Source organism: Microbacterium sp. UMB0228 (genome assembly GCF_002871415.1).
In the GTDB taxonomy this organism is placed as follows: domain Bacteria; phylum Actinomycetota; class Actinomycetes; order Actinomycetales; family Microbacteriaceae; genus Microbacterium.
Genome location: NZ_PNFU01000001.1, coordinates 92,713 through 111,125, shown reverse-complemented (window position 1 = coordinate 111,125; position 18,413 = coordinate 92,713). Strand labels below are relative to the sequence as shown.

At 70.7% G+C, this 18,413-nt stretch carries 17 protein-coding genes; 6 read left to right on the top strand and 11 right to left on the bottom strand.

Annotation, left to right across the window (positions count from 1 at the left end; all coding sequences use genetic code 11):
* The first annotated feature begins 224 nt into the window (after nt 1–224).
* The 4 genes from CJ226_RS00605 to CJ226_RS00590 all read left to right on the top strand — a co-directional run bounded on the left by CJ226_RS00605 (nt 225) and on the right by CJ226_RS00590 (nt 3,038).
* Nucleotides 225–1,394: an RtcB family protein gene (locus tag CJ226_RS00605; RefSeq protein WP_102208031.1), complete on the top strand. Its 1,170-nt coding sequence runs from the start codon at nt 225–227 to the stop codon at nt 1,392–1,394.
* 145 nt (nt 1,395–1,539) lie between these two features.
* Nucleotides 1,540–1,815, top strand: a complete 276-nt coding sequence (locus CJ226_RS00600) for a hypothetical protein (protein WP_102208030.1) — start codon at nt 1,540–1,542, stop codon at nt 1,813–1,815.
* Nucleotides 1,816–1,825: 10 nt separating this feature from the next.
* On the top strand, nt 1,826–2,584 hold the full coding sequence (locus tag CJ226_RS00595; RefSeq protein WP_102208029.1) for an SDR family oxidoreductase: 759 nt from the start codon (nt 1,826–1,828) through the stop codon (nt 2,582–2,584).
* Between the two features lie 43 nt (nt 2,585–2,627).
* Nucleotides 2,628–3,038: a VOC family protein gene (locus tag CJ226_RS00590; RefSeq protein ID WP_025104497.1), complete on the top strand. Its 411-nt coding sequence runs from the start codon at nt 2,628–2,630 to the stop codon at nt 3,036–3,038.
* Between the two features lie 21 nt (nt 3,039–3,059).
* On the opposite strand, the gene CJ226_RS00585 is transcribed toward CJ226_RS00590, so the two are convergent.
* The 9 genes from CJ226_RS00585 to CJ226_RS00545 form a co-directional block, all read right to left on the bottom strand.
* The gene (locus CJ226_RS00585) at nt 3,060–4,574 is read right to left on the bottom strand and encodes a helix-turn-helix domain-containing protein (protein WP_102208028.1); all 1,515 of its coding nucleotides are present in this window, start codon (nt 4,572–4,574) and stop codon (nt 3,060–3,062) included.
* A complete protein-coding gene (locus tag CJ226_RS00580) occupies nt 4,571–5,599 on the bottom strand; it encodes a DUF917 family protein (protein WP_085603898.1) in 1,029 nt (342 codons plus the stop codon). Before CJ226_RS00580 ends, CJ226_RS00585 begins: the two co-directional genes overlap by 4 nt.
* A gap of 10 nt (nt 5,600–5,609) precedes the next feature.
* Entirely contained in the window at nt 5,610–6,710 is a 1,101-nt protein-coding gene (locus tag CJ226_RS00575; RefSeq protein ID WP_102208027.1) for a DUF917 domain-containing protein, read from the bottom strand.
* Entirely contained in the window at nt 6,707–7,807 is a 1,101-nt protein-coding gene (locus CJ226_RS00570) for a DUF917 domain-containing protein (protein ID WP_102208026.1), read from the bottom strand. Before CJ226_RS00570 ends, CJ226_RS00575 begins: the two co-directional genes overlap by 4 nt.
* Before the next feature lies 1 nt (nt 7,808).
* Entirely contained in the window at nt 7,809–9,356 is a 1,548-nt protein-coding gene (locus CJ226_RS00565) for a hydantoinase/oxoprolinase N-terminal domain-containing protein (protein ID WP_102208025.1), read from the bottom strand.
* 42 nt (nt 9,357–9,398) lie between these two features.
* A complete protein-coding gene (locus CJ226_RS00560) occupies nt 9,399–10,739 on the bottom strand; it encodes a cytosine permease (protein ID WP_102208024.1) in 1,341 nt (446 codons plus the stop codon).
* A gap of 211 nt (nt 10,740–10,950) precedes the next feature.
* Nucleotides 10,951–12,354, bottom strand: coding sequence for a threonine synthase (gene thrC / locus CJ226_RS00555; protein WP_102208023.1), 1,404 nt, complete (start codon nt 12,352–12,354; stop codon nt 10,951–10,953).
* A 75-nt stretch (nt 12,355–12,429) separates the two neighbouring features.
* Entirely contained in the window at nt 12,430–13,032 is a 603-nt protein-coding gene (locus CJ226_RS00550; RefSeq protein WP_062635637.1) for a response regulator transcription factor, read from the bottom strand.
* On the bottom strand, nt 13,029–14,222 hold the full coding sequence (locus tag CJ226_RS00545; protein ID WP_257996416.1) for a sensor histidine kinase: 1,194 nt from the start codon (nt 14,220–14,222) through the stop codon (nt 13,029–13,031). Before CJ226_RS00545 ends, CJ226_RS00550 begins: the two co-directional genes overlap by 4 nt.
* A 157-nt stretch (nt 14,223–14,379) precedes the next feature.
* On the opposite strand from CJ226_RS00545, the gene CJ226_RS00540 reads away from it, so the two are divergent.
* Together CJ226_RS00540 and CJ226_RS00535 are read left to right on the top strand one after the other, a co-directional pair.
* On the top strand, nt 14,380–14,922 hold the full coding sequence (locus CJ226_RS00540; protein WP_102208021.1) for a small multidrug efflux protein: 543 nt from the start codon (nt 14,380–14,382) through the stop codon (nt 14,920–14,922).
* 38 nt (nt 14,923–14,960) lie between these two features.
* Nucleotides 14,961–15,863, top strand: coding sequence for an arginase family protein (locus CJ226_RS00535; protein ID WP_102208020.1), 903 nt, complete (start codon nt 14,961–14,963; stop codon nt 15,861–15,863).
* Nucleotides 15,864–15,887: 24 nt separating this feature from the next.
* Here the strand turns inward: CJ226_RS00535 and CJ226_RS00530 are convergent, their stop codons facing one another.
* Together CJ226_RS00530 and CJ226_RS00525 are read right to left on the bottom strand one after the other, a co-directional pair.
* The gene (locus tag CJ226_RS00530) at nt 15,888–17,180 is read right to left on the bottom strand and encodes a hemolysin family protein (RefSeq protein ID WP_102208019.1); all 1,293 of its coding nucleotides are present in this window, start codon (nt 17,178–17,180) and stop codon (nt 15,888–15,890) included.
* 94 nt (nt 17,181–17,274) lie between these two features.
* Complete coding sequence (locus tag CJ226_RS00525) at nt 17,275–18,294, bottom strand: TerC family protein (protein WP_102208018.1); 1,020 nt, start codon at nt 18,292–18,294, stop codon at nt 17,275–17,277.
* Between the last annotated feature and the right edge of the window lie 119 nt (nt 18,295–18,413).

Genomic DNA, 18,413 nt, shown 5'->3' with positions numbered 1-18,413 from the left:
GCACACCAGCCGAGGAGACGACGGATGACCGCCCCGCGGAATCTTCCCCAGAACGTGGCATTGCCCCTTCCGCAGAAGCGCAATGACCGCGACGAGTCGTACCCTCCGGCGCGCGCCGTGTGACAGCATCCGCTCTCGCAACGCCTCGCACCGTCAGGTCCGGGGCGTTTTCCGTCGGAAGACTCCCTGACCTGTGGCCGGACACCACCACAAGGAAAGGAATCATGGAGAGGCTCTCCGCGCGGCTGCTGTCGTGGGCGTCTCTGATCGATGAGAAGACCCTCGATCAGGCCCGCACCACCTCACGCATGCCGTTCATCCACCCGCACCTGGCGCTGATGCCGGATGCGCACCTCGGCAAGGGCGCGACCGTCGGGTCTGTCATCCCGACGCTCGGCGCGATCATCCCCGCGGCCGTCGGCGTCGACATCGGCTGCGGCATGATCGCCGTCCGCACGCCGTTCACGAAGGACGACGTCGACGGGCGCGACCTCGCCGCGCTCCGGGAGCAGATCGAGCGCGCGATCCCGCTGTCCGCCGGGCGCTACAACAACAAGGTCGTGGCGACGGCCGCACCGCGCATCGCCGAGCTGGAGGAGCGAGCACGTGCGGCCGAGTTCGACCCCGAGGGCTACGCGAAGAACTGGCGGCTCCAGCTCGGCACGCTCGGCTCGGGGAACCACTTCATCGAGGTGTCAGTGGATGAGCTCGACCGGGTCTGGCTGTTCCTGCATTCCGGATCCCGTGGCGTGGGCAACAGGATCGCCGGGCACCACATCGCGGTCGCGCAGCGGCTGGCGAAGCAGTGGTGGATCGACCTGCCCGACCCCGACCTGGCCTACCTCGTCGAGGGCACGCCGGAGTTCACGCGCTACATCCGCGAGCTCCGGTGGGCGCAGCACTTCGCGCTGCTGAACCGCGAGGAGATGATGGACCGCGTCATCCGGCAGCTCTCCGCTTTCCTCGGCGCCCCGGTCGAGGAGAAGGAGCGGATCAACTGCCACCACAACTTCACGGAGTCGGAGATGCACTTCGGAAAGCGCGTCTGGGTGTCCCGCAAGGGCGCGATCCAGGCGGACGCGGGTCGGCCGGGCCTCATCCCCGGGTCGATGGGCACGGCATCGTACGTGGTGGAGGGACGCGGCGATCCACTGTCGCTGAACTCCTCCCCGCACGGAGCCGGGCGGGAGTACTCGCGGTCCGCGGCACGGAAGACGTTCACGCACGCGCAGCTGCGGGAGGCGATGGCCGGAATCGAGTTCCGGGACACCGACGCCTTCATCGATGAGATCCCCCAGGCCTACAAGCCCATCGATCGGGTGATGGACGATGCGGCGAGCCTGGTGCGGATCCGGCACACGCTGCGCCAGCTCGTCAACGTGAAGGGCGACTGACCGAGGGCCGGGTGAGGAGGGATCCTCGCCCGGCCCCTCCTCCCCAATCCCCGCTATTCCCGGTATCTCCACAGAGCGCGAGTCGCCGGGCGTGGCGTCCGCCAGGATGCTGGCAGGCTGAAGGATCCGGTGCCACGATGAGGGGATGGAAACCATGGACGGTGCACAGGTCTGGACCATGATCGGCGCGTTCACGGCGCTGATGATGGGCATGCTGACGGTCGTCTCGACGCTGTTCATCCGCGTCCTGCGCAGCGAGATCGGCGGCCTGCGCAACGAGATGACCGCGCGCTTCGATGCGGTCAACACCCGCTTCGACGCGGTCGGCACACGCATCGACGGCGTCAACACCCGCATCGACGGGCTCGACCTTCATGTGCAGGCGCTCGTGAAGCGCACGTTCGGGCTGGATCGGGATTGAGGATCGACGCATGAGGATCGTCGTCGCAGGAGGGACAGGCGTCGTCGGCACGCCCACGGTGGAGGCCGTCCGGAGCGCCGGTCATGAGGCCGTCGTGCTCAGTCGTTCGCACGGCGTCGACCTGGTCAGCGGGCGCGGGCTGGAGGCGGCGCTGACCGGAGCCGATGCCGTGATCGATGTCGTGAGCGTCGAGACCCTGAAGGCGAGCACGGCGATCGAGTTCTTCACCGCCGCCACCGGGAAGCTCCTCGCCGCCGCCGCGGACACCGGCGTGGGACACGTCGTCCTGCTCTCCATCGTCGGCATCGACCGGATCCCCTACGACTACTACGCGGGAAAGGTGGCCCAGGAGAAACTGGTCTCCGCGGCCGCCGTCCCCTCGACGATCCTCCGCGCCACGCAGTTCCACGAGTTCGCCGCCCAGATGTTCGCGCGCGCGAAGGCGGGGCCGCTGCATCTCGCTCCGCGTGCGCGCACGCAGCCGGTGGCGGCCCGCGAGGTCGCGGAGCGGCTCGTCACGCTCGCGATCGGGGACGCGCAGGGTCGAGTGCCTGACTTCGCCGGCCCCCGCGAAGAGCAGCTCGCCGACATGGTGCGGGCGTACGCGCGGCGCATCGGGTACCGCGGCTGGATCCCGGCGCTGAACGTGCCCGGCCCGCAGATGGCGGGGATGCGCGCGGGGAAGGCGCTGCCGGGACCGGATGCCGTGCGCGGGACGCAGACGTTCGCAGAATGGCTTGCCGAGGCGGTGCCGGCGCGCGCAGACTGAGGAGGGCGGGGGTCTTCCAGCAGTCGAGCGACCAGGAGCACGCATGGCGAACCTCAATCCCTACCTGTCCTTCCGCACCGAGGCCCGCGAGGCCATGGAGTTCTACCGGGGAGTCCTCGGCGGAGATCTCGACATCACGGTCTTCGGCGACTTCCCCGACATGGTGCAGGATCCGAGCCAGAAGGACCTCGTGATGCATGCGCAGCTCACCACCCCCGACGGCCTCGTGCTCATGGCCTCGGACACCCCGGAGGGCATGACCTACGAGAAGCCGCAGGGCGTCTCCGTGTCCCTGAGCGGCAACACCCAGGAGGTGACCCGGCAGGTGTGGGACCGCCTCTCCGAGGGCGCCACGATCACGATGCCGCTCGATGTGCCGCCGTGGGGCGGGACGTTCGGCATGCTCGTCGACCGTTTCGGGATCGCCTGGATGCTGCACGGCGACCCGGAGTGACCGCCGGGCGGTCAGCCGGACTCAGCGCGGCAGCACCGCCCGGCACGCGAGATGCAGCGCCAGCCGCGCCTCGGGGTCGCGCATGTCGATGCCGAGGAGTTCCTGCACGCGGCGGATCCGCACCGCCACCGTGTTGCGGTGCAGTCCGAGTGCGGTCGCCGTCGCCGCGATGCCGGATTCGTGGTCGAGGTACGCCGACAGGGTCGTGAGCAGCTCCCCGTTCCCCTCCCGCAGGGGTGCGAGCAGTGATTGCGCGGCCGGGACGAAGGTGTCGTTGCCGGTCCAGGCGAGCAGGAGCTGCTCGAGCCCGAGGCTGTCGACGCGGACGAACCATCCCGTCGCCGATCGGTCCGCGGCGATGCGCGCCGCGTCGCCGGCCTCATCGAGCGTCGCCGCCAGTCCTTCCGGCCCGGTCTGTGCGGAGCCCACCCCGGTCGCCACCGCGAAGTCGCGTAGCGCCGCGAGGTGGAGGTCGCGCAGTGCCGCCACGGCCCGCTCGATGCGGTCGGGCCCCGGGGCCTCAGCGAACGAGAGCCAGCCGCTGAGGCCTCGACCCGCCGTGGTCGCGTGCGCCTCGGCGTCGATCGCGCTGAGCCCGGGCCTGATCGCACGGAGGAGTGCGAGCGGCTCCAGCCGGCTGCGCGCCACCATGCGGAAGCCGAGGTGATGCCCGCCGGTGCGCCACCCGCGCTCCGCCATGCGCCGTTCCACATCGGCATCGGCGGCTCCGCGGAGCTCGACGAAGTCCCGCAGTAGTCCTGAGGAGGCCGCGACGTCGTTGACGGCCGCGATCTCGTCGATGAGGATGCGGGCGGCCACCGCGGGCATGGCGACCTCCGCGGCCACCAGGAGCGACCGCAGCTGGGCCTCTCCGAAGCCGTGGCCGAACAGGACGAGACGCAGACCGGACCGGCCGGGGCTGTCCACCCGCACCGAGGCGGCCGCGCCCTCCCCCGCCCTGGCACTGTCGCTCCACGCATCGAATCGGATCGCCGCGTGCAGTTCGGCATCCAGGTGTCCGCCGGCTTCACGGAGCACTCCCGCGGCGTCGACGAGGGCGACGCCCAGACCGAGGTTCGCCGCGAGGTGTCCGAGCAGGTCGCCGAGGTCGTCGGCGGCGTACTCGAACGACTGCGCGACCTTGCGCACCCTCGTGAGCGTCAGAGCGTCGCGGGCCTCGATGAGCATCCAGCAGGCGCGGGCGAGCTGGACCGGCCTCTCGACGTCGAGCAGGGCCAGACCGATCCGGTCCGCGAGGCGGAGCGCCCCGGGGTCGACACCGGCGGCACCGGGGAGGGCGAGCCCCGTGAACCCGCGGTCGCGGACGCGGCGCAGCATCGCGTCCTGCTGCCAGGTGGCGATCGGCGCCCCGGCCGTGAGGATCGCGAGCCGGCCGGTGCCCTCGTCGGGCAGGTCGGACTCGCCGGCTTCCACCACCACCGCATCCCACGCCACATCCCGAGGGCCTGCGACGTGGCGGAGGACACCGTTCTCCTCCTGCGCCAGCAGCGCCGGCAGCGCGAGCGCCCCGCTCATGCCGCGTCCAGATCGACGAGCCCGTAGGCGGAAGGGACGACACGGGCCCGGCGCTCGGGGCGGGCGTTCCACCATGCGGGAGCGGGGAGGGCGAGGGCCGCAACGGTGCGCCCGGGGGCCAGCTCGGTGACTTCGAGGACGTCTCGGGAGACGGCGTCCAGGAGGACGATGATCTCGGGCGCCGCGGCGACGAGCAGACCGTCGGTGAGCACCGCCAGCGTCTCGGACCGTGTCACGATGCGGTGCACCGCGCCGCCGAGTCCGGCGATCTCGACCGCGTTCACGTGCGGGTCGGCCGCGGAGGACGCGGTGGTCACGATGCGGCCCTCGGCGAGCAGCGTCCCCCCGAGGACCTCGGCGAGGACCGGCAGCGGCGCGGCCCGGTGCGCCAGGAAGCTGCGGCCGAGGGCGAGCGCTCGGGCGAGGTGGTCGGCGATGGCGTGCTCCCGCAGGTCGCCGACGGTGAAGCCGGCGAGAACGGCGCAGCCGACGCCTCCGGCCTGGATGATGGCCGAACGCACCACGCGCTCGGCATCGATCGCTCTCGTCGCCTCCACGAGCGCCACCCCGTCGGCCCCGGTCTCGCACGCGAACACCAGCCCCGGCACGCGGTCGACGAACAGCGACATCTGGTCGAGTCCGGGCACCGCACGACCCGTGCAGTCGGCGTCCACCACGGTGTGCGATCCAGCCAGGGTGAGCGGCGCGAGGCCGTTCATCCCTCCGCCCTCGAGCGAGCACACCGCCGGGACGGGATGCCCGAGCCATCTCTCCACCGCCCGCAGCAGCGGGGCGAAGGGCGCGGCACCGGGCATCCGCTCGCCGAGCAGCATCGTCGACCCGACGAAGGCCACGCCGAGACACGGCGTGGCGGGGTCCAGCGCATCCACCGGCGCGACGTCGAGGGGCCAGGGCGCGGTGGTTCCGAGGATGAGTTCGAGCATCGTCGTGGACCCGCCGCCGCCGGAGCCGAGCAGGGCGTACCCGCGGGCGAGCGCCTCCAGGTCGTCCCGCTCCAGCCTCATGGGATCCAGCCTAGGACGCGGCCATCCCCTCGACGGGAGCGAACTCCTCGGTCAGCCCGAAGGCGGAGGGCCCGAAGGCGGCCAGAGCCTCGGGCGTGCGCATCATCGCCGGCGTCGAGATGCCGAGCACCCGGACCCGCTGACCGTAGCGGAGGCCCTCCGTGGTGATGGGCTCGGCGGTCTCGTGATCGACGACGCAGATGAGATCGGGAACGATCGCGACGAGCTGTCCGCCGCGCCGTGCGGTGAGGTTCTCGTTCTGGAACGCGATCTCGAACGTGTCGTCCTCGGCCCCCAGCGGCGCGATGACGGCCCTCCCCTTGGCGAAGCCCTCGGTGGTCCGTCGCTCGACGTCCACCACCTTCCCGACGCAGAGTTCGCGCACATGCGGGTAGAGCGTCGTCGCGAGCGTCGCGGCGATCGCCTGGAACGGCGAGCGATGCTCCTCCCGGGCGAGCCGGATCGCCCGGCCGAGCGCGAGGGCCATCGAGATGGTCCGCGGCACCGCTGTGCGCCGGACGTCGGCACCGGTCATGGCGTACTCGGCGATGTGACCGACGCCACCCAGCCGGATCGTGATCCCGCGGGCGAGCCACTCCATCTGACGATCGTCGTCCCCGGTGTCGATGACGACGCGCTCTCCGCGCTCTCCGGCGAGCGCGAGCGGCGAGCCGTGCACGCCGTAGACCGCGAAGGTCTCCATCGACAGCTCGGGGAACGCCCGGCCCATGCCGTCCGCGTCCACGACCGGAAGGCCGGTCTCCGCGGCGACGATGAGCGGGATCATCGAGTTGATCCCCCCGCACTCGATCGGCATGGTCGCATCGGCCCGGCGTCCGAGGTGGTCCTCCAGGGTGCGCAGGGCGAGCGTGGGCTCGGTGCCGGCGGGGATCTTCTCGACCATCACGGTCGGCGCCCCCATCTGCGCGGTCGGGATGACGAAGAGGTCGTCGGCGAGGTCGTCCGGGTCGAGGATCGTGATCGACCGGTCGCCGAGCACCCGCTCCACCAGCATCTTGCCGATGTAGGGGTCGCCCCCTCCGCCGGTGCCGAGCAGCGTCGCGCCGCGGGCGAGGTCGGGCAGGTCCGCCGCCGTCAGCTCCCAGCTCATGCGGCGGCCCCCGTCGCGGCGTCTCCGGCGGAGACCGTGCCGTCGAACCGGTGCGCCGGGATGTCGTAGCCGAAGTACCCCGGGCCGACCATTGCGAGAGCCGCGTCCGAGTGCCAGCGCTCGTCAGCGGGAGCGGCGATCACGCGGACGCGCTGGCCGTAGCGCAGCCCTTCGGTCGTGACGGGCTCCCCCGACTCGCCGTCGAGGACCATGATGAGGTCGGGGGTGGTCGCGAGCACCCGCCCGTCCGCCTCCGCGACGAGGTGCTCGTTCTGGAACTGCAGCGTCAGCGAGGCCCCGCTCTCTCCGTCGATCCGTGCCCGACCGCGCGCGAAGCCGGTCGTCGTGGCCCGGTTCACGTCGGCGACCTTGCCGCTGAACAGCTCCCGGCCGCCGAGGAGCTCCACGACGGCGGCGACCGGGTCGGTCTTCGCCTCGCGGGCCCCCGCGATCCGCTTCCCGATCTCGATGCAGCGGGACAGCGATCCCGCCACCAGCGACTGCCGCGCGGCGGCACCCGACATCGAGAAGCCCGAGATCATGACGGAGCAGCCCATCTCGACGCACGCGACGCGGGCGATGCGCTCGGTCCAGGAGTTGTCGGCGGTCTGCAGCACGCCGGTGTTCCCCTTCTCGTCGCTGAACGCGAGCGGCGAGGCCGTCACGCCGTAGAGCGTCGGGAGCACCATCTGCAGTTCGGGGAACGCGCGTCCCATGCCGTCCGCATCGACGAGCGGAAGCCCGAGCGCGGCGGCGGCGGCGATCGGGATCGTCGAGTTCACCCCGCCGACCTCGGCGCAGGCGATGTGCGTGACCGGGCGGCCGAGGTGGACGCCGAGCGCCTTGACCGGCTCGATGACCTCCGCGAGGCTCGGCAGCTTCTCGACCATGACGGTGGGCGCGCCCATCATCGCCACGAACAGCACGAGGGCGTCGTCCGACACCTCGTCGAGCGCCACGACCGTGACATCTCCGGTGGCGAGAGCCTGGCGGGCGAGGAGCGCGCCGATGTAGGGGTCGCCGCCTCCTCCGGTGCCGAGCACGGCCGCACCGCGGGCGAGGCCGTCGATGTCGGCGGCGGTGATCGTCGTGCCCATGTCAGGCCCCCATGTCGAGGTCGCCGACGGCCTTCACGCGGATGCGCGTGGCGTTGCCGGGAAGGTACGGGATGGGGACCTCGTCGAAGTCGATGACGGACACGGTGGCGGGCTTGGCGCCGGCCGCGATGGCCTTGTCGACGGCTTCCGCGCGCACCTCGGCGATCGTCTCGTCGCGACGCCCCGGCTCGATGGCGTAGACCTTGTCGATCTCGCCGCCGACCTGCGCGATCGAGGCGCCGATGGCGTTGGCGACCGCGTAGTTCTCCGGACGATGCACGGTGCCGAACAGGGGCAGCTCGTCGGGCAGCAGGATGGACCCGCCGCCCACGGCCACGACCGCGATGGGCTCCGGCGACGTGCGCATGCGGTCGACCGCCTCGGCGACGCGCTCCGCGATGCGGGCGAGCACGCGCTCGACGAACGCGGAGTCGAGGTGCGCGACCTTGGCGGGATCCCCCACCTGCGCCCGCCCGGCGGCGACCGCGATATCGGTGGCGGTCAGGGTCGAGCCGCCGAAGACCAGTGCCTCCGTCGTCAGCCTGTACCCGACCGACGCCGGGCCCACCTCGGCCGTCTCCTCGTCGACGATGCTGCCACCGCCGATCCCGAGGGAGAGCACGTCCGGCATCCGGAAGTTCGTGCGGATGCCCGCGACCTTCACCTCGTTCGCCGTCTCCCGGGGGAACCCGTTGATGAGCAGACCGATGTCGGCCGTGGTCCCGCCCACGTCGATGACGGCGCAGTCGACGAGACCGCTGGTGGCCGCCGCCCCGCGCATCGAGTTGGTGGGGCCGGAGGCGAAGGTCGCGACCGGGTACCGCCGCACGTAGTCCTCGTCCATGAGCGTGCCGTCGTTCTGGCTGAGGAAGATCGGCGCCTCGATGCCCTGCGCGCGGACCGCCGAGGTGAGCCCGTCGACGATCTCCGACGCGAGTTCGCGGAGGGCGGCGTTGATGATCGTCGCGTTCTCGCGCTCCAGCAGTCCGATGCGGCCGATCTCGTGCGACAGCGAGATGGCGGCGTCCTCGCCCAGCACCGAGGCGACGATCTCGGCGGCCTGCACTTCCAGGTCGTGATTGACCGGACTGAACACCGAGGAGATGGCGACGGAGCGGATGCCGTGCGCCTTCATGTCCTCGGCGTGCGCGCGGATCTCGTCAGGGTCGAGCGGCGAGATCGGACGGCCGTCGAACTCGTAGCCTCCGTGCGCGAGATAGCTGCGCGCCTGGGTGGCGGCGACGAGCACCTCCGGCCAGTCGATCAGCGGCGGCAAGGCCCGCGTCGCGGGCAGGCCGAGCCGGAGTGCCGCGACCGGGGCGAGCCGGCTCGCCTGCACAAGTGCGTTGATGAAGTGCGTCGTGCCGATCATCACCGCATCGATGTCAGCCCCCTCGAAGGAGTGGCCCGCCCGCAGGTCCTCGATCGCCTGGACGATCCCGCTCGTCACGTCCGGGGTGGTGGAGTGCTTCACCCCGGCCAGGGTGCGGGTGCCGTCCATGAGGACGGCGTCGGTGTTGGTGCCGCCGACGTCGATACCGATGTGCATGATGCTCGCTTTCGTGGGGAGGTTCTTTTCCGGCGGGTCTGCTCAGACCGCGGCGGGGGCGCTGTCGACGGGGCTCGCCTGCCGGGTGGTCGCGACGCCGACGCCGCTCACCCAGCCGAGCTTGCCGGCGACGATGTAGAGCACCATCGACAGGAAGAGGCTGAGCAGGGAAGGGATGCCCCAGGTCACGAAGTAGCCGACCAGCGAGGAGACCAGCCAGACGATGATCGTGGCGGGGACGATCCGTGGGGCGGTCGCCGGCAGGGTTCCAGCCTCGCGGGTCGCGTCGAGCTCGGGACGCCAGCGCCGCACGACGTAGTACTCCGCGACCATGATCCCGGCGATCGGTGGGAACGCGACGCTGAGCACGACGAGGAACTCGGTGAACTGGCCAAGGATGCCGACGGCGGCCAGCACCGATCCCACCACGCCGAGGACGATCGTCGTGGTGACGCGATGCAGGTTCTTCCCGAAAGCGGTGGAGATGAAGTTCACCAGGCCGAGGGTGGAGGAGTACAGGTTCCAGTCGTTGATCTTCAGCGTGCCGGTGAGGACGATGAACAGACCGATGAAGCCGACGGACGAGGTCACGATCGCGACGATGTCGCCGGTCGCCGCCGCGTGGGCGAGGAGCACGCCCGCGAGACCGATCACGAACTCGCCGAGAGAGACGCCCAGCACCGTCTGCTTGACGACATCGGCGCGGGAACGGTTGAACCGGGTCATGTCGCCGGTGATGATCGCCCCGACGATGAGACCACCGGCGACGATGCCGGTGCCCGCCCAGACGCTCATGGTCGGGCCGGGTGCGGGGCCGGTCAGCAGCTCGCCGATGTCGTGGCGGGTGAGCTCGGAGATGACCGACCAGCCCACGAGGATCAGGAACAGCGGCACCGTGATGTTCGCGAGCCACTGCATGCCGACGAAGCCGAAGGCGACGATCGCGGTGACGGCGAGGCCGAAGATGAGGCTCCACGCCCACACCGGCAGGGCCCCCGGCATCAGGGCATCGAGCGATTGCGCGGAGATGGCGGACTGGATGCCGAACCAGCCGATGAGGCTGATGCCGATCGCGAGCCCGACCAGCGAGGCGCCGATCTCACCGAAGCCGGTCCAGCGGGCGAGGAGCGCGGTGTTCAGGCCCTCGCGCTGGCCGATGAAGCCGACCACGCACATGATCACCTCGAGGATGATCGAGCCGAAGAGGAAGGCGAGGACGGCCTCGCCGAAGGTCATGCTGTAACCGAGGGTCGCGCCGAGGAGGAACTGCGAGAGGGCCGAGACCTGTCCGAATCGCTGAACGGCGATTCCGAACCAGGGCTTGCGGGCCTCAGGAGTCACTCGGGAGAGCGCGAAGTCGTCTGCGTGCGCCGTGCGTGCCATGAGGATCCTTCGGGAGGAGGGAACGGGTTGACCGCCACGGTACTCACCCCGTCAGCTCCCACGACATGTGCACTCCGCCCCGATCCCTCCTCGCACTGTGCATCTCGCACACTTCCCCTCTCGTTTCGCCGAGACCCCGGGTTCACGTCGAAACCCCCTGTCTCCGGCGTCCGGGACAGGGGGTTTCGGCGCGAAAGAGGGGTCTCGCGGGTCAGTGCAGGGCGTTTGCCTCGATGAAGGCACGGAGAGCGTGCTCGTCGTCGGGCATCTCGGTGACGTGCTGAGGGGCGTCGAGCATGGCGCGGAGCTCGGGAGCGTACGCCAGCTCGACTCCGATGGCCTCGTGGATCGTCTCGGCGAACTTCTCGGGCTTGGCCGTCTCCAGCACCAGCATCGGCACGCCGGGCTCCACATACTCCCGTGCGACCTTCACGCCGTCGGCGGTGTGCGGGTCGATCACCTCGCCCGAGGCCTCGTACACGTCGCGGATGGTCGCGAGCCGGTCCTCGTGCGTCGAGGTGCCGCTCACGATGCCGAACTCCTCCGCGAAGCGCGGCTGCTCGGACGAGAAGTCGAAGAAGCCCTGCGCCTCCAGGTCATCCCAGGCCCCGACCACGCGCGCCGGGTCGCGGTCCACGAGCTCGAAGATGAACCGCTCGAGGTTCGACGCCTTCGAGATGTCCATCGAGGGGCTCGAGGTCGCCAGCGTCTGGGCGGCGCTGCGGGGACGATACACCCCCGTGCGGAAGAACTCGTCGAGCACGTTGTTCTCGTTCGCGGCGAGGACGAGGCGCCGGATTGGCAGTCCCATCTGCTTCGCGAAGAATCCGGAGAGGATGTTGCCGAAGTTCCCCGAGGGGACGGTGAACGACACCTCGGCCCAGCCGCCGGCGTCGGTCGCGCGCAGCCACGCCCAGAAGTAGTAGACCGTCTGCGCGGTGATGCGGGCGAGGTTGATCGAGTTCACGGCGCCCAGGTGCTGAGCGCGCTTGAAGTCGAGGTCGCCGGCGAGCTTCTTCACGAGGTTCTGGCAGTCGTCGAAGACGCCCTCCACCGCGATATTGTGCACGTTCGCGTCGTCGAGCGAGAACATCTGCGCCCGCTGGAACGCGCTCATCCGGCCCTGCGGCGACAGCATGAACACCGCGACGCGCTCCTTGCCGCGCAGGGCGTGCTCCGCGGCCGAGCCGGTGTCACCCGAGGTCGCGCCGAGGATGTTGAGGACCGAGCCCTGGCGCTCGAGCGTGTACTCCAGCACCTGCCCGAGGAACTGCATGGCCATGTCCTTGAACGCCAGCGTCGGGCCCTCGGAGAGGCCGACCAGCGTGAGGTCGTCGTCCACGCGACGCAGCGGGACGACGCCGTCCGGGAAGTCCGCGTACGCCGCCGCCGTCATCCGGGCGAGGTCCTCCCGCGGGATGTCGGTCGCGAAGAGGCCGAGCACCTCGGTCGCCAACTGCGGATAGGTCAGGGCTCGCCAGCGCTCGAGCGTCTCGCCGTCGACCTCGGGCATGACGTCGGGGACGGCCAGGCCGCCGTCGGGCGCCAGGCCCTCCAGCAGCGTCTCGCTGAACGACTGCGGCTGCATGCCGCCGCGGGTGGAGATGAACGGCACGTGTGCTCCTCGGCTCGGGACTCGGCGCCTCCATTCTCGCAGGCCGTGACGACCGAATCGGACGCGTGACGATGCTCAGATCCAGCCGCGCTCCTCGGCGACGAGCACGGCCTGCTGACGGGTGCTCACCGAGAGCTTCCCGAGGATGACGGAGATGTGGTTGCGCACCGTCCCCGGCGCCAGCGCGAGCGCCCGCGCGATCTGTCCCGTGGTCTCCCCTCGACGCCCGGCGCGGAGCACATCCAGCTCCCGATCGGTGAGCGGCGACCGCTCGTCGCTCAGCGCATCCGCGGCGATCTCCGGATCGACGTACCGGGCGCCGGCCGCGACGCGGCGGATGATCGCGGCGAGCTCGTCCGCTCCTCGCGACTTGGGCACGAACCCGGAGACGCCGGAGGCGAGCGCCCGCCGGAGCACCCCGGGGCGGGCGTGCCGGGTGACGACGATGCAGCGGGTCGCGATCGTGCGGTGGAGCCTCTCGGCGACCTGCACGCCGTCGAGTCCCGGCATCTCCAGATCGAGCAGGCACACGTCGGGTTCGAGCCGGACGGCGGCGGCGACGGCCTCCTCGCCGTCCGCGCACTCCGCGACGACGTCGATGTCGGCCTCGAGGCGCAGCAGCGCGGCGAGCGCGGAGCGGATCATGCCCTCGTCGTCGGCGAGCAGCACCCGGATCATCGGACGATCTCCGCCCGCGCGGGCACGGTGACCGTCACGACGAACTCGTCGGCGTCCCGCCGCTGCTCGAACGTGCCGCCCGCCTCGCCGATCCGTCGGCGGACGCCCTCGAGCCCGGAGCCGCCCGCCCCGTCCTCGGCCGCGGAGTCGACGTCGTTGGCGACCTCGTACCGCCAGGCGTCCGCCGTCCGGTCGAGGATCAGGCGCGCGTGACCGCCGCGTCCGTGCCGCAGGACGTTCGTGGTCGTCTCCCGGATCACCGGGCCGAGGTCGGCCGCGGGTGCCGCGTCCGCATCCGGGTGGATCCGCGCCTCCACCGTCAGCCCTGCCGCCACGAGCAGGTCTCGGGCGTTCGCCAGCTCGTCTCCGAGGGGCACGGACCGGAACCGCGTGGCGAGGTCCCTGGTGCCCTGTCGCGCGTCGTCCACACTCGCCCTGGCGGCGCGGAGCTGCTCCATCCCCGCCTGCGGATCGGTGGGCAGCAGGCGCTCCGCCAGTTCGAGCTGCAGGGCGATCACCTGGAGATGATGCCCCTGGAGGTCATGCACGTCGGTCGCCACGCGCAGGCGCTCCTGCGTCGCGGCCAGTCGCGCCTCCGAGGCGCGTGCCCGATCGAGGGTCACGAGCACGTCCCACCACCACAGCGAGCTCACGATGATCCCCGGGAGCATGGCGCCGTATATCACCGGGACCCACCACGGGATTCCGGCGGCGAAGGCCATGGCCGAGTCGACCAGGGCGAGAGCGACGAGGATGACCGTCGCGACCACGACGACCCGCACGCGGACCCCGCGCGGCCAGCTCAACAGCACGAAAACCTGCACCACGGGCATCGCGGCGAGCTGCCAGGAGCCGATCATGGCACCCGCGACACCGCCGTATGCGAGCGCGACCACGACCGCCACGAGCAGTCGAGGCCATGCCACTCCCGGCCCGGCGTCGACACGATGACGGTAGTCGATCAGCAGCGGAAGGGTGGATGCGGTCCAGACGATGCCGCCGACGCCCACGACGAGGAGTGACACGCCGGAGAAGTCACGGGCCACCGCGATGCCAGTCCACGCCCCGACCAGCATGAGCTCGATGAAGAGGATGGCCGTCACCGTGTACCACCAGGTGGCGGTGATGCCCCGCGCGAGCTGGCGGGCACCGGGACCGGGATCGGAGAAAGCGAGGGAAGGACTGCTCACGCTCCCCACGATAGAGGCGTGACACATGTCACGGGATCCGGGTGCGAACCGCACGGAGAGCGATGACGCGGCGGCACTGCCGCCTCAGGCCGCCATCGACTGGACTGGGGTCATCGCGACGGAGAGACCGTCTGCACCGACACCCGGAGCTTCCCCCATGAACCTCATCGAGACCTTCCAGAACCTCGTCGCCCAGGTCCCCGACCTCGTCCAGCCCCTCATCGTCGCCCTCGCCGGAGCGGTGCCGTTCGTCGAAGGCGAGGGTGCCGCGAGCATCGGCATCCTCGGCGGCATCCCGCCCGTAGTCGCAGCCGTCGCCGCGATGGTCGGCAACTTCCTCTGCGTCGCGATCCTGGTGCTCGCCAGCGCGGGCGCCCGCCGAGCCATCGTGGACCGCTCGCGGGCGAAGCAGCCGGTGACGGTGGGCGGCGGGACGAGCCTGGAGGCCGACGGCGTCCCGGTGGAGACCGGACACGGCTCCGCCCGCCGCGAGAAGTTCCAGCGCGCGTTCGAGCGCTACGGCGTCCCCGGGGTGAGCCTGCTGGGACCGCTGCTGCTGCCGACGCACTTCACCGCCACCATGCTCGCCGCGTCCGGCATCGGCAAGGGACGCATCCTCGTGTGGCAGGCCGTCGCGATCATCGGCTGGACAACTGTCATCGCGGTGATCGTCGGCAGCGCCGTCTACGCCATCCGCTGAGCGGAGGCGATGTCGGGGGCCCGGGGCAGGATGAGCGCATGATCACTCTGCTGTCGGCCCCCAGCAACCTCGGCCTGCGCCCGCCGGAGCCCGGCAGCGTACCCGGCTCCGCGAAGGCGCCGGAAGCGTTCCGGGAGGCGGGGTTGTTCCGGCGCTTCACCGATCAGGGCGCGAGCGACGGCGGCATCGTGCTCGCCGGACGCTACGTGGACGACGACGCCACGCGGCCCGCCGGCCGGGTGCGGAACGAGGCCGCCTTCGTCGACCACTCCCTCCGCCTGGCTTCGCGTATCGGCGAGGTCCTCGACGAGGGCCGCGCCCCGCTCGTGATCGGGGGCGACTGCGGCATCCTCGTCGGCGCCGGGATCGCCGTGAAGCGCCGTGGAGGCGCGGGCCTCGTGCACATCGACGGGCACACCGACTTCCGCCACCCGGGCAACAGCGACGAGTGCGCGAGCGTGGCCGGCGAAGCGCTGGCGGCCGCGGTCGGCGAGCACTGGCCGGCGATCGCCGACATCGACGGACTCGCGCCGTACTTCTCCTCCGCACGCACGGCCCACATCGGGCACCGCGACGACGACGAGGAGCAGGCGGAGGTCCGCGGCCTCCTCGCGCGCGTCACGCCGGCGGCCGACGTGCTGGCGCGCGGAGCCGACGCGGTCGCCGCTGAGACCGCCGCGTCCGCCGGCGGTCGCTACTGGCTGCAGCTCGACGTCGACGTGCTCGACCCGTCGGTGATGCCCGCCGTCGACAGCCCAGACCCGGGCGGTCTCGGTGCCGCGGAGCTCACCGCCCTCCTACGCGCCCTCGCCCCGCAGGCGATCGGGGCGAGCATCACCGTGTTCGACCCGGACCTCGATCCGGACGGCCGCTACGCCCGACTCCTGACCGAGGTCCTCGGCGACGGACTGCGCGAGCTGGGCAGCGGAGCGCGCGACTGACGCGCCCCGCCACCCGGTCGAGCATCAGTCCTCGGTGCCCCGCTCGGCACCCGGATCGGTGTGCATCGAGACGCGCACCCGCGCGATGCGCCGCCGATCGACCTCGGCCACCTGGATGGTCGCGCCCGGCACCTCGACGGTGTCGCCGACCACGGCGAGCCGGCCGAGCTGCTCGGTGACGAACCCCGCGATCGTGTCGGAAGACCCCCGGGGCATCGCGAGCCCCGTCGCCTCCTCGAAGTCCTGCAGGTTGAGGCGCCCGTCCAAGCCGTCGTCGGCGGAGATGAAGACCTCGGCGTCGTACTCGTCGAAGATCTCGCCGACGACCTCCTCCACGAGGTCCTCCAGCGTGACGAGACCATCGGTGCCGCCGTACTCGTCCACGACGACCGCGATGTGGTGCCCCTCCGCCCGCATGCGCGTCAGGGTGGGCAGCACCCGCGCGGTGGACGGGATGTAGGGGATGTCGCGGACGAGCCCCTGCAGCGGACGCTCCGGATCGTCGGCCGCAGCCTCGAAGAGGTCGCGCACGTGCACGAAGCCGGTGATGTCGTCGATCGACGTCTGGGACACGGGGTACCGGGAGAAGGGCAGCTCGCGGACCTGCTCCATCGCCGCCCCCACGGTCGCCGCTTCGTCGAGCGCCACGACCTCGGGACGCGGGCGCATGACCTCGCTCACCTGACGTCCGCGCAGGGAGAGCACGTCGTCGAGGATGCGGCGCTCGTCGTCGGGCAGGCCCTGGTGGGTCGCCACGATGTCGCGCACCTCCTCGTCGGTGAGCTCGTCGCTCGTCTTGTGCGGGTCGCCGCCGAGCACGCGGACGAGGGCGTTCGTCGAGACCGACAGCAGCCAGATCACCGGGCGCATGACGGTCGCGAAGCCGTTCAGCGACGGCGCCACGGCGTACGCGAACTGCGCGTTGCGCTGGATCGCGAGCCGCTTCGGCACGAGCTCGCCGAGCACGAGCGACAGGTACGCGATGATCAGCGTCAGCACGATGGTGGCGAGCGTCATCGCGAGCGGAGGCGCGACACCCCAGCCCTCCAGCAGCGGCGCGACGGACGGCGCGATCGAGGTCGCGCCGTAGGCGGCGGACGCGAACCCCGCCACGGTCACGCCGATCTGCACCGCTGAGAGGAAGGTGTTGGGGTTGCGGGCCAGGGCGGCGACCTTCGCCCCGCGACGGCCGCGAGCGGCGATCGCGTTGAGCTGGCTCTCACGCAGCGTGACCAGGGCCATCTCCGTCGCAGCGAAGACACCGCCGATCAGCACGAAGAGCAGGACGAGGGCGATGTTCCAGAGCAGATCGCCCATCAGCGGGCGACCTCCTCGGTGGCGGGGTGAGCACCCGGGATGAACCGGGTGCTCGTACTGTCAGAGTCCGAAGAGTCAGAACAGCGCTGCGCGCTCAAGAGTGCTCCTTGTCGATGGTGGGGGTGGAATCGGTCGAGGAAGAGACGGAGTTGCGGTGCCGGCGCGTCTTCATCAGGCTCGCGACGGTGGCGACCGCGATGGTCGCGGCGATGAAGAGCAGCGAGAACCAGATCGGGATCTCGGGCGCCCACAGCATCGGCTCACCGCCGTTGATGAACGGCACCTCGTTGACGTGCAGGGCGTGCAGCACGAGCTTCACGCCGATGAACGCGAGGATGACGGCGAGGCCCTGAGCCAGGTACACCAGGCGCTCCAGCAGCCCGCCGATGAGGAAGTACAGCTGCCGAAGACCCATCAGGGCGAACGCGTTCGCGGTGAAGACGATGTACGCCTGGTCGGTGAGGCCGTAGATGGCAGGGATCGAGTCGACGGCGAAGACGAGGTCGATGAAGCCGATCGCGATGATCGTCAGCAGCATCGGCGTGACGTAGCGCTTGCCCTTCTGGACGACCGTGAGCTTGTCGCCGTTGTACTCCTCGCTGACGGGGAGGTGGCGACGGACGAACGTCATGAAGCGGCCGTTCGCGGGGTTGCTCTCGTGAGTGCTGAAGGCCTGGCGGTACGCGAGGAAGAGCAGCAGCGCGCCGAAGACGTAGAAGATCCAGGAGAAGTTCTCGATGAGGGTCGCGCCGACGGCGATGAAGACGCCGCGGAGGATCAGCGCGATCACGATGCCGATCATCAGCACCTTCTGCTGATAGATCTTCGGCACCGCGAAGCCCGTCATCACGATGAGGAACACGAAGAGGTTGTCGATCGACAGCGCCTTCTCGGTGAGATAGCCGGCGAAGTACTCGCCGCCGTAGGTCCAGCCGGACACCATGCCGATGCCCACGCCGAAGAGCAGCGCGAGGCTGATGTAGAAGATCGACCAGCGTGCGGATTCGCCGATGCTCGGCTCGTGCGGCTTGCGGACGTGCGCGAAGAACTCGTACACGAAGAACGCGATGGTGACCGCGATCGTGATGACCCAGATCAAAGGGGTGATTTCCAACGGGTACTCCAGACTCGGGCGTGACGGAACAGCGCCAAAGTCTTCCCCATCCCGAGCGGGACCGGTAGGCCGGGATGCAGACGCATCCGTAATGACGACCCGACCGTGTCGGAGTACTC

Excerpts from the sequence above, each read along its gene's own strand:
- CJ226_RS00605 (WP_102208031.1), top strand. The coding sequence starts at position 225 with ATGGAGAGGCTCTCCGCGCGGCTGCTGTCGTGGGCGTCTCTGATCGAT.
- CJ226_RS00600 (WP_102208030.1), top strand. The coding sequence starts at position 1,540 with ATGGAAACCATGGACGGTGCACAGGTCTGGACCATGATCGGCGCGTTC.
- CJ226_RS00595 (WP_102208029.1), top strand. The coding sequence starts at position 1,826 with ATGAGGATCGTCGTCGCAGGAGGGACAGGCGTCGTCGGCACGCCCACG.
- CJ226_RS00590 (WP_025104497.1), top strand. The coding sequence starts at position 2,628 with ATGGCGAACCTCAATCCCTACCTGTCCTTCCGCACCGAGGCCCGCGAG.
- CJ226_RS00585 (WP_102208028.1), bottom strand. The coding sequence starts at position 4,574 with ATGAGCGGGGCGCTCGCGCTGCCGGCGCTGCTGGCGCAGGAGGAGAAC.
- CJ226_RS00580 (WP_085603898.1), bottom strand. The coding sequence starts at position 5,599 with ATGAGGCTGGAGCGGGACGACCTGGAGGCGCTCGCCCGCGGGTACGCC.
- CJ226_RS00575 (WP_102208027.1), bottom strand. The coding sequence starts at position 6,710 with ATGAGCTGGGAGCTGACGGCGGCGGACCTGCCCGACCTCGCCCGCGGC.
- CJ226_RS00570 (WP_102208026.1), bottom strand. The coding sequence starts at position 7,807 with ATGGGCACGACGATCACCGCCGCCGACATCGACGGCCTCGCCCGCGGT.
- CJ226_RS00565 (WP_102208025.1), bottom strand. The coding sequence starts at position 9,356 with ATGCACATCGGTATCGACGTCGGCGGCACCAACACCGACGCCGTCCTC.
- CJ226_RS00560 (WP_102208024.1), bottom strand. The coding sequence starts at position 10,739 with ATGGCACGCACGGCGCACGCAGACGACTTCGCGCTCTCCCGAGTGACT.
- CJ226_RS00550 (WP_062635637.1), bottom strand. The coding sequence starts at position 13,032 with ATGATCCGGGTGCTGCTCGCCGACGACGAGGGCATGATCCGCTCCGCG.
- CJ226_RS00540 (WP_102208021.1), top strand. The coding sequence starts at position 14,380 with ATGAACCTCATCGAGACCTTCCAGAACCTCGTCGCCCAGGTCCCCGAC.
- CJ226_RS00535 (WP_102208020.1), top strand. The coding sequence starts at position 14,961 with ATGATCACTCTGCTGTCGGCCCCCAGCAACCTCGGCCTGCGCCCGCCG.
- CJ226_RS00530 (WP_102208019.1), bottom strand. The coding sequence starts at position 17,180 with ATGGGCGATCTGCTCTGGAACATCGCCCTCGTCCTGCTCTTCGTGCTG.